Source organism: Sphingopyxis sp., from assembly GCF_035998905.1.
In the GTDB taxonomy this organism is placed as follows: Bacteria; Pseudomonadota; Alphaproteobacteria; order Sphingomonadales; family Sphingomonadaceae; genus Sphingopyxis.
Genome location: NZ_DASYHG010000005.1, coordinates 36,244 through 46,369, shown reverse-complemented (window position 1 = coordinate 46,369; position 10,126 = coordinate 36,244). Strand labels below are relative to the sequence as shown.

8 protein-coding genes and 1 pseudogene are annotated in these 10,126 nt (G+C 62.8%); 5 read left to right on the top strand and 4 right to left on the bottom strand.

What is annotated here, in order from left to right; translation table 11 throughout:
• Positions 1-141: 141 nt before the first annotated feature.
• Positions 142-441 (top strand): annotated as a pseudogene (locus VGN62_RS00710) (nucleotidyltransferase); the annotation flags it as partial.
• 26 nt (positions 442-467) lie between these two features.
• Here VGN62_RS00710 and hslV read toward each other — a convergent pair.
• The 4 genes from hslV to wecB are packed head-to-tail and all read right to left on the bottom strand — an operon-like array spanning position 468 to position 4,349.
• A complete protein-coding gene (gene hslV / locus VGN62_RS00705) occupies positions 468-1,034 on the bottom strand; it encodes an ATP-dependent protease subunit HslV (RefSeq protein ID WP_327450162.1) in 567 nt (188 codons plus the stop codon).
• 58 nt (positions 1,035-1,092) lie between these two features.
• Entirely contained in the window at positions 1,093-1,935 is an 843-nt protein-coding gene (locus VGN62_RS00700; protein WP_327450160.1) for a class I mannose-6-phosphate isomerase, read from the bottom strand.
• Positions 1,936-1,948: 13 nt separating this feature from the next.
• Complete coding sequence (wecC, locus tag VGN62_RS00695) at positions 1,949-3,244, bottom strand: UDP-N-acetyl-D-mannosamine dehydrogenase (protein ID WP_327450158.1); 1,296 nt, start codon at positions 3,242-3,244, stop codon at positions 1,949-1,951.
• Positions 3,234-4,349, bottom strand: coding sequence for a non-hydrolyzing UDP-N-acetylglucosamine 2-epimerase (wecB, locus tag VGN62_RS00690; protein ID WP_327450156.1), 1,116 nt, complete (start codon positions 4,347-4,349; stop codon positions 3,234-3,236). Before wecB ends, wecC begins: the two co-directional genes overlap by 11 nt.
• A 260-nt stretch (positions 4,350-4,609) precedes the next feature.
• Between wecB and VGN62_RS00685 the strand changes: the two genes are divergently transcribed.
• The 4 genes from VGN62_RS00685 (at position 4,610) to VGN62_RS00670 (ending at position 10,110) form a co-directional block, all read left to right on the top strand.
• Positions 4,610-5,389 (top strand): metallophosphoesterase family protein, encoded by a 780-nt coding sequence (locus VGN62_RS00685; RefSeq protein WP_327450154.1) that lies wholly within the window; start codon positions 4,610-4,612, stop codon positions 5,387-5,389.
• Positions 5,390-5,875: 486 nt separating this feature from the next.
• Positions 5,876-7,810, top strand: a complete 1,935-nt coding sequence (locus tag VGN62_RS00680) for a nucleoside-diphosphate sugar epimerase/dehydratase (protein WP_327450152.1) — start codon at positions 5,876-5,878, stop codon at positions 7,808-7,810.
• 127 nt (positions 7,811-7,937) lie between these two features.
• Positions 7,938-9,362, top strand: coding sequence for an O-antigen ligase family protein (locus VGN62_RS00675; RefSeq protein ID WP_327450151.1), 1,425 nt, complete (start codon positions 7,938-7,940; stop codon positions 9,360-9,362).
• Positions 9,363-9,393: 31 nt separating this feature from the next.
• Positions 9,394-10,110, top strand: coding sequence for a polysaccharide biosynthesis/export family protein (locus tag VGN62_RS00670; protein ID WP_327450150.1), 717 nt, complete (start codon positions 9,394-9,396; stop codon positions 10,108-10,110).
• Positions 10,111-10,126 lie beyond the last annotated feature (16 nt).

The following is a 10,126-nucleotide window of genomic DNA, read 5'->3' as shown; positions in this document are numbered from 1 at the left end:
CGCTGCGCGCGCCTCCGGTCGGGCTACGCCCGCCCTCCGCCGCACGCAGCGCAAGGCCATCTTCAACAAACCAACATCATATCCGAAAAGGGGTCCCTCTTCGACGCCGATCGGGGGTCCCTTTTGAACGCCGTTTGACATCTTCTGGTTTGCACCTTCTATACGCCGCACGTTCATAATCTCGGCTTCCTTCGGGCGCAGGCTGAACGCATCGACATGCGCTTGATCGACGCTTGGCCGCGCGAAACCAAGGCCGACCGATCTCGCTTCGAGAAACTGAAGGAAGCATATGTGAAGGCGCGCTATTCGAAGCATTATCGCATCGCCGAAGACGAACTTGTCTGGCTCGGCGCGTGCGTCGAAAAATTGGGTCGCGCCGTTCATGAAATTTGTTCGGAGAGAATTGCCGGACTCGAAACTGCAGCCGGCAAAGCGGGATAAAATCCGCCAGTGCTCGTTCTCGTTGGTCAGCTGGCGATGTTGATCGTCTCCAAAGTGAATTGGTCATTGGTGTAGACGCAGATTTCGGCAGCGACCTCCATTGCCTTGCGGGCCAGTACTTCGGGGTCGCTTTCATAATCGACGAGTGCGCGCGCCGCCGAGAGTGCAAAATTGCCGCCCGAACCGATCGCGGCGACACCACCCTTGGGCTCGAGCACGTCGCCATTGCCGGTGATGACGAGTGTCACTTCCTTGTCGGCGACGATCATCATCGCCTCGAGGTTGCGAAGATATTTGTCGGTGCGCCAGTCCTTCGCGAGTTCGACCGCGGCGCGGAGCAGTTGGCCGTTATGGCGTTCGAGCTTGGCTTCGAGCCGCTCGAACAGCGTGAAGGCGTCGGCGGTCGCGCCCGCGAAGCCGCCGATCACACTGCCGTCGTGGAGGCGGCGGACCTTGCGGGCGTTGGGCTTCATCACCGTCTGGCCCATCGACACTTGGCCGTCACCGATGATGACGACCTTGTCGGCGCTGCGGGCGGAAAGGATGGTGGTTCCGTGCCAGGGCGAGGCACTTTGCGCATGGGGATTGGTCATGCGGCGCGATATGGGAGATAGGTCCCGTCGCCGCAAGGGGAGGGGTGTGGCGGTCCCTTCAGGACCAGACGAGCAACGCGCGGGCGCCCGCTGCGATGTCGATCATCGCTGGGCCTTCGAGCAGCACCGCTTCGCCGAGCTTTAGAACCTCGCCCGCGACACGACAACCGTCCGAGAGAGGCAGGAAAGTCATTTCGTCGCGACCAGCGAGGCATATCTCGTCCACGATCGGCCCGGCGAGATGCGTAACGTGAAAACGCGGACCGCTAACGAGTGCGCGCGATTCGGCCGGGTCGATCCTGAGGTCGTGGGGGTCGGCAACGGGCTTGCGATCTGCAACGGCCAGCCCTTCATCAAGATGGAGTGCGCGTGGACGGCCATAGTCGTAGAGGCGGTAGGTGCAGTCGATATTCTGTTGCACCTCGACAATGACCAAGCCGCCGCCAATCGCGTGGATCGTGCCCGCGGGATTATAGATGAAATCATGCGTATGCGCCGGTCGCCAGTCGATACGGTCGACTATCGATCCGTCGAGCGCGGCATCGCGCAACTCCTGCAACCCGACGGGTACGGTCAGCCCCACGCCGAGTTCGGCGCCGTCATCGGCGTCGAGGACGAGCCAGCATTCGTCTTTTCCCGATCGAAGCCCGGCACGCTGTGCGGTCGCATCGTCGGGATGCACCTGGATTGACAGGCGTTCCGATGTGAAGAGGAATTTGATCATGGTCGCCGCGATGTCATCGCCGTCGGGGTGCGCGAACCAGATTTCGCCAATTCGGCGGCCACCGAAATCCCCGAACGCCCTCGGAATATCGGTGCGTCCCCAGGGCTTTTCGACGACGAGGGTCTTCAGGCGCCGCGGCATGGCAACCTTGTGCTGGAAATGTCGACGCGAGGTCAAGTGCATGGGCGCCTCAGGCCGCGCGGTGGAGGCGGCTGCCGTTCCGGCCATTCGGCTGGTCCAGCCACAGCCCGCGCGTGTCATAGACGATTTTGTCGCTACGTTCCTCGATCGGGATCGACTTGAACAGGTCGTGATCGACGAGGACGATGAGCAGGTCGCAATCCGCAAGCGCCGTGTCGAGGTCGATCAGTTCAGCCCCGGTACCCGCAAACTCCATCGGCAGGCCGCGAGCATAGGGCTCGACGATCTCGATCCGCTTGCCGAAGCGGCGCGCGAGCGCGGCGGCGACTTCGACCGCGGGGCTTTCGCGAAAATCGTCGATATTGGGCTTGAACGCGAGGCCGAGGCAGGCGACGCGCGCGTCGGGGTGCTGCGACACGAGCATTTCGGCAGCGCCGATGACATGCGCGGTCTTGGCCAGATTGACCTCGCGCGCGGTGCGGATCAGGCGGCTGTGATCGGGCGCGCCGTGGACGAGGAACCACGGGTCGACCGCGATGCAATGGCCGCCGACGCCGGGGCCGGGCTGGAGGATGTTGACGCGGGGGTGGCGGTTGGCGAGGCGGATTACCTCCCAGACGTCGACGCTCATCTGCTCGGCCATCATCGACAGCTCGTTGGCAAAGGCGATATTGACGTCGCGATAGCTGTTTTCGACCAGCTTCACCATTTCGGCAGCGCGCGCCGAGGTGGTGACGCAGGCGCCGCGGACGAATTGGCGGTAAAAGGTCATCGCGCGGCGCGCGCAGCGCGGGGTGATGCCGCCGATGCAGCGGTCGTTGCCGATCAGCTCGACGAGGATGCGGCCGGGCAGCACGCGCTCGGGGCAATAGGCAATGAAGATGTCGGCCGCGCCGCTACACGCGCCGGGGACCTTCAGGTCGGGGCGCAGTTCGGCGATCAGTTCGGCGAGCTTTTCGGTCGTGCCGACGGGTGAGGTCGATTCGAGGATGACGAGGTTGCCCGCCTCGAGCTTCGGCGCGATCGCGCGTGCTGCGGACAAGACGTGGCTGATGTCGGGGCGGTGTTCTTCGTCGTGCGGGGTCGGCACAGCGACGACGAAGGTGTCGGCGGCTGCGACCCCGGTCGACGCGACGAGCGCGCCGCGCGCGACGACGCCCTGGACGAGGCCATCGAGGTCGACTTCCTCGATATGCACGCGGCCGCTGTTAACCGTGTCGACGACGCTCTGGCTCACATCGACGCCGGTGACCTTGCAGCCCGAACGCGCGATCAGCGCCGCGGTGGGGAGGCCAATGTAGCCGAGCCCGAGGACCGTGACCTTCTGTTCCGTATCAATGGGCACGCGCTACAATCTCCGCAATCTGTCTTGCCGCCGTGCCGTCACCGAATGGATTATGGGCGCGGGCCATGGCGGTATAGGCGTCCTTGTCGTCCAAAAGCTTGAAAATTTCGGAAACAATACGCGCTTTGTCGGTCCCCACAAGCCGCGCGGTGCCGGCTTCGATCCCTTCGGGCCGCTCGGTCGTCTCGCGCATCACGAGCACCGGCTTGCCGAGCGAGGGCGCTTCTTCCTGCACGCCGCCGCTGTCGGTCAGCACCAGCTCCGACGCGCCGAGCAGGCGGACGAAGTGCGGATAGTCGAGCGGGTCGATCAGCGCGACATTGGAAAGACCGCCAAGGATGGGCTCCATCGCGCTGCGGACGTGCGGATTGGGGTGGACGGGGAAGATCACCGCGACGTCGTCGCGCGCGGCAATGGCGGCGATGGCATCGGCGATGGCCTTCATCCCGTCGCCGAAATTCTCGCGCCGGTGCGAGGTCACGGCGATGATCCGCCGGCCTGCGAAGCGCGCGAGCAGCGGGTCGAGGCCGGCGGCGAGCGATGGCTCTTCGTCGATCCGCGCCGTGGTCGCGAGCAATGCGTCGATGACAGTGTTGCCCGTCACATGGATCCGATCGGCGGGCACATTTTCGGCGCGGAGCGCGGCGGCGGCGGTTTCGGTCGGCGCGAAATGCAGGTCGGCGACCGCGCCGGCGACCTTGCGGTTCACCTCCTCGGGCCAGGGGTGATAGATGTTGCCGCTACGCAGCCCGGCCTCGACATGGCCAACAGGGATCTTGCGGAAATAGGCGGCGAGCGTCGCCGCCATCGTCGTCAGCGTATCGCCGTGGACGAGGATGCGGTCGGGCCGTTCGGCGTCGAAAGTCTCGCCGAGCCCGACGACCAGCCGGGCGAGCAGCCCGTCGAGCGTCTGGCCGGCCTGCATAACGTCAAGGTCGATGTCGGGCACGATGCGCGCGATTTCGAGCACCTGGTCGAGCATTTCGCGGTGCTGCGCGGTGACGCAGACGCGCGCGTCCAGCCCCGCCTCTGCACGCAGGGCGTGGACGACGGGAAACATCTTTATCGCTTCCGGACGCGTGCCGAAAACGGTCATCACCTTCATATCAATCTCCTGACCGAAAGCCCGGCCGCGACCGGCGGCGGGTATCGATACGCTATCGCGGAATAGCCGGCAAAGCTTGCAACACCCTTAAGCAACGATGATCGCGGCGGATTTTCCGGATAGACGACATCAATGCAACATTTGCGTGATAAAGCTGTATATTGTCTCGCGGAACGGCGGAGGCTAGAGGCATCCGCGATGCGCAAGCCGCCTTTCGCGCGCTCGATATATATATATATATATTTGGAAGTTGGGTTTTCATGTTCTGGAAGCGTAAGAGCAAGCCGGTTCCGCCGCCCCCGGCCAGCTTCGCCATCCCGGCAGGGCAGCGCGTCTATGCGATCGGCGATATTCACGGGCGCGACGATTTGTTCGCCGAGCTGATCGCGCTGATCCGCGCCGACAACGCCGCGCTCGGTCCGGCGCGCGTCAGCTTGATCCTGCTCGGGGACCTTGTCGACCGCGGCCCCCGTTCGGCCGAAGTGGTCGAACGCGCGCTCGGCTTGCGCGGCGAATTCGACGAACTGCGCCTGTTGATCGGCAATCATGAGGAATGTTTCCTGGCGGCGTTGACGGGCGATGTCCGCCGTTTGCGCTATTTCATGCGCATCGGGGGCGAGGCGACGGTCCAAAGTTATTGGAACGACGATACCAACCTCGCTGACGCGACCTTCGAAGAGGTCGCGGAAAAATTGCCGCCGATGGTCCCGCAGGCGCATGTCGATTTTCTTGGCAATGGCGAGGATGTGATCGCGATCGGCGACTATGTCTTCGTCCACGCCGGTATTCGTCCGGGCGTGCCGCTGGAACGGCAGGCGCTGGCAGACCTGCGCTGGATTCGTGACGAATTTCTGGGCGACGGTCGCGACCATGGCGTCATGGTCGTACATGGTCACACGATCCAGAACGATGTCGATGAATGCCCGAACCGCATCGGAATCGATACCGGCGCCTATAAATCCGGCGTCCTGACGGCGATCGCGCTCGAAGGGACCGATCGCCGCTATCTCCAGACTGCGGGCTTGGTGGAAGCCGCTTGACTGTGGTTAGGTTGCGATGGCGTCTACCAGCGGCAGCAGGCTAACCTGAATGCTCGATTCCCGCTGATAGCTGAGTTTCTAGTGATTAGCGTCGACTTCCAATTACGTTCGATCGGGCACAAGCCTGCGGGTTGCCGGACGAATCGCGAACGCCAGCCTGTCGATCAATGTGAAAGATGCCATCCAAATTTTGAATGCCCAACGCATCTGTCAGTGCTGCGCGTCGGTAAAATCGGGCCTCAATAAAACGAAGGCAGTCGCCGCCGCGTTGGGCCAACCGCGCGAATCGGCCCCCCTTTGTTCCTGACGCTGCCTGCTCAAATGGCTTGCTTATCCCGGCAGCTTTCAATAGCAGCCAGCCTATGCCGCCATGTTCTGAGTGTCCGTTGGCAGCAAGTGACCAGAATGACACTCCGACCCCGCTTCGAGCCGCTCTCCTTGGCCGCCGAAAGTTAGTAGCCCCCAAGCCCAAGCAAAGAAAACGTCATGAGTGGCAGCAATTTGCGTTCCATCGAATCGCGCATAGTATCGATATTCGGGGATGTGATTACCCTGCTCGCTAACGGCGAACGGCATCATCGCAGGATCATGGCGGTGCTGATCGACGCCGTGCTGTGCGTCTTTTCGGTGTGGCTCGCCCTCTCTCTTCGCGTCGGATACTGGGATCTCGGCAGCCGCACCGCATTGCTGCTGATCGCGGTCGCGCTGCCCAGCTGGTTCGTGGTGGCCTGGCTGAGCGGCATTTATCTTTCGATCATCCGGTCCGCCGGCAGCCGGACGATGTTCGGGCTCGTCTGGGCGTGTTTCCTGATGGCGCTGCCGATGAGCTTCTCCTTTCTGTTCATCGGGGCTTCGGGCGTCCCCCGGACGATGGGGGTGCTGCAACCGATCATCTTCCTCATGCTGCTCGTCGGCAGCCGTCTGGCCATTCGTTATGTTCTCGTGGACCTAATGTCGGGCGGCCGCGGCGCTGTGGCTTCAAGCCGCGTGCTGATCTATGGCGCGGGACGGGCAGGCCAGCAGCTTGCGCAAGCGCTCCGACACGAGAATCACGTTGTGGTTGCCGGCTTCATCGATGACGATCCGTTGCTCGTCGGGGCGCTCATCGACCGGCTTCCGATCTATCTTCCCGAAGCGATCGACCGGCTCGTCGACGATCTTGCCGTCGATGAGGTCCTGCTCGCGCTGCCGAGCGTGTCGCGCGCAAGGCGCCGCGAGATATTCGAGAGTCTGCGCAACGCTGCGGTTCATGTGCGTTCGCTTCCCAGCATCGGCAACATCATCGACGGCAAGGTGTCGGTCAGCGACCTGCGCGAAATCCAGATCGAAGAGCTGCTCGGGCGCGAACCCGTCCCCCCCGACGAAGCGCTGCTCGAGGCTGCGCTGGTCGGGCGAACCGTGCTGGTCACCGGCGCCGGCGGATCGATCGGCAGCGAATTGTGCCGCCAGATCATCCGTCGCGGACCCGGCCGCCTTGTTCTGGTCGAGCAATCGGAATTCGCGCTTTATGCGATCGCCGACGAGTTGCGCACGACGATGGCGCGCGACGGAATTGCCGTCGAACTGGTCGAGCAACTGGTCGATGTCGGGCAGAAGGGCGCGATCGAGAGGCAATTCGCGCGCTGGTCGCCCGAGATCGTGTTTCACGCGGCGGCCTACAAGCATGTGCCGCTCGTTGAGGCGAACCCGGTCGCGGGGCTCTGGAACAATGTCTTCGGCACGCTGCATTGCTGCCTCGCCGCCGAGGCGGCCGGCGTGGACCGCTTCATTCTCGTAAGCACCGACAAGGCGGTACGGCCGACCAATGTGATGGGGGCGTCCAAGCGTATTTGCGAACTCGTCCTCCAGGCGCGCGCCGACCGGAAAACGAGCACGATTTTTTCCATGGTCCGGTTCGGAAACGTCCTGGGCTCAAGCGGTTCGGTGGTTCCGAAATTCCGCGAACAGATATCGTGGGGCGGGCCCGTCACGATCACCCATCGCGATGTCACGCGATATTTCATGACGATTCCCGAGGCGTCGCAGCTCGTCATTCAGGCTGGTGCGATGGCCACGGGCGGCGAGGTGTTCGTGCTCGACATGGGGCAGCCGGTCCGGATTCACGATCTGGCGGTGACGATGGTCCATTTGTCGGGGCTGACGGTCCGTTCGGCCGAAAATCCCGATGGCGACATCGAAATTCGCGAAATCGGATTGCGTCCGGGCGAAAAACTCTATGAAGAGCTTCTCATCGGGGAGAGTCCGGAAAAAACCGCGCATGACCGGATCATGCGCGCTCGTGAAGCGAAATTGCCGTGGAGTAAACTCGGCAGGGAACTGGATACGCTGAAGGGATTGCTCGAAGCCGGCGACGCGGAAGGCGCCAAGCGCCTGATGGCCAAGCTGGTCCCGGAATATATGCCGGCGGATGCCGATCGGTAAAAGGTTTGAACGCGAGGGCTGCGTCTGTTGATCCAGGGCAGGCTTCGTTCAAAGACAAGAAGGGTTGTGAAGTGCAGGCAACATCCTTGATCAAGGATAATCGGCGCGCCGAAGCGGGGCAGGGGTGATGCGGCTGTCCTTCTCGACTTTGTCGAAGAAATTTCAGGGCGAGGACCGGCGATCGCTCGTGTTGCTGCTCGCTCTGCTCGGGCTCGGCTTCCTGATTGCGGGTAGCGGGCGCGACGATATTCTCTCGCTGCTGATCTGGCGGCCGGTCTCGGCGATGGCTTTGGCTTTCGCGCTCTACCTGGGCTGGCAAAACGCGTGGGGTTCGGCGCGGCACATCATGCTCTTCGTGCTCGCGATCGTCCTGCTCGTCGCACTGCACCTCATACCATTGCCGCCGGCGATCTGGACGATGCTGCCGGGCCGCGAAATCGTCGAGAACGTGTACGCCGAGGCAAAGCTGCCGTTGCCATGGCTGCCGGCTTCGGTCGCGCAGACGCGCACATGGAATGCGCTTTTTTCGCTGGCCGCGCCCATCGCGGCGCTGCTGCTCGCGCTGTCACTGAAGCCCGACGCGCAGCTGACGACGGCGCGCGTGCTTCTTGTCATCGGACTGCTGAGCGGTCTCATCGGATTGTTGCAGGCGATCGGGCCGAGCAACGGTCCGCTCTATTTCTATCGCATCACCAACAACGGCGAAGCGGTCGGGCTGTTCGCGAATCGCAACCATCAGGCGGCATTTCTTGCATGCCTGTTCCCGTTGCTCGCGGCCAATCTGACGCTGCAGCGCGGATCTCCCGAAAGCCTGTCGTTCCGGCGCATCCTGACCGTGGCGGCCGCACTTTTCCTGATCCCGCTGCTGCTTGTGACGGGGTCACGTTCGGGACTGATCCTCGGCGTCATTGGCGTCGTGAGTGCCTTCTGGATTTATCAGTCGCCGGTCGTTGTCGGCCGTTCGGGCGCGCTCAAGCAGGCGGACCGTAGCCACCGGGTGATCGGTATCGGCGGCGCCGTGCTGTTCACGCTTGCGCTGACGCTTGTCGCATCGCGCGCCAAGTCGATCCAGCGCCTGGTCGAGAATGACCCCGCCGCCGATCTGCGCTTCGAGGCCCTGCCGGTCATCTGGAACGCATCGTGGGATTATTTCCCGTTCGGCAGCGGTATCGGTTCGTTCGTCGAGGTTTACAAGATCGTCGAGCCCTATCGCCTGCTGTCGCCCGCCTATCTGAACCATGCGCACAACGAGCCGCTGGAACTGCTGATCACCGGCGGGCTTCCTGCAATCGCGCTGATGCTTGTCGGCTTGTTCATGGGGTTGGCCGCGGCATGGGCGCTGGTGCGTCAGAGTAACGGGACGGCCGACCGCCGGTCGACCGAGCTGGTATTGGGGCGCGCCGGGATTGCGCTTTGCTTCCTGCTTGCGTTGTCGAGCGTTGCCGACTATCCGCTCCGCGTCCCGTCGCTGGCAATGTTTTTCGCGGTCGGAGTGTCTTGGATATCGATTGCTTTGCGCTCCAACCCTCGCGCGAAACGCGTCGAATCCTGACAGATAGAAATATGTGGCGTTCGGAGTCTCGATGAAAAAGATCAGCATTCTTTTGATGGCGGCGTTGTTGGCGGGTTGCGCCGGCGCGCCGGCGAAGATCGGTGGTGCGCCGTCGATTACACTCGTCGAGTCAAAGGAGCTTCCGGGCCCTGATGGGCAGCTGGGCGCCCAGCAGCGCTACGTTTATAAGATCGCACCTTATGACAAGCTGATCATCGACGTTCTCGGTTTCGATGAAATGGCCGACCGCAAGTTCGATGTCGACGGCTCGGGCCGGATCACTCTGCCGATTGCTGGCGAGGTCGAGGTTGGAGGACTCACGCCCGCTGAAGCGGCCGAGCAGATAACCGCGCAGCTGCGCCGCGGCTATATCCGCGACCCTAAGGTATCGGTGAATATCGAAGCCGCCACCAGCCAGTATGTGACCGTCGAGGGTGAGGTCGAAAAGCCCGGCAACATTAAGATCGTGGCCGGTATGACGTTGCTGCGTGCGGTGGCCGGGGCCGAAGGCACGACGGACTATGCCCGCCTTCGCGAAGTTGTGATCCAGCGCAAGGTCAACGGCCGACAGATGATCGCGCTGTATGATCTAAAGGCCATTCGCCGCGGTGCGTACGAAGATCCGATCCTCTACCCGCGCGATATCGTCGTGGTCGGTGATTCGCCCGGGCGACGCCTGTTCCAGATGTTCATCCAGGTTTCGCCGCTCTTCGTTTCGCCGCTCGTGGCGATTCTCGACAATAATTGATCAATCAGGTCCTCGC

Bases quoted from the DNA above. Each gene is read 5' to 3' on its own strand.
- hslV (WP_327450162.1), bottom strand. From the start codon at position 1,034: ATGACCAATCCCCATGCGCAAAGTGCCTCGCCCTGGCACGGAACCACC.
- wecB (WP_327450156.1), bottom strand. From the start codon at position 4,349: ATGAAGGTGATGACCGTTTTCGGCACGCGTCCGGAAGCGATAAAGATG.
- VGN62_RS00685 (WP_327450154.1), top strand. From the start codon at position 4,610: ATGTTCTGGAAGCGTAAGAGCAAGCCGGTTCCGCCGCCCCCGGCCAGC.
- VGN62_RS00680 (WP_327450152.1), top strand. From the start codon at position 5,876: ATGAGTGGCAGCAATTTGCGTTCCATCGAATCGCGCATAGTATCGATA.
- VGN62_RS00675 (WP_327450151.1), top strand. From the start codon at position 7,938: ATGCGGCTGTCCTTCTCGACTTTGTCGAAGAAATTTCAGGGCGAGGAC.
- VGN62_RS00670 (WP_327450150.1), top strand. From the start codon at position 9,394: ATGAAAAAGATCAGCATTCTTTTGATGGCGGCGTTGTTGGCGGGTTGC.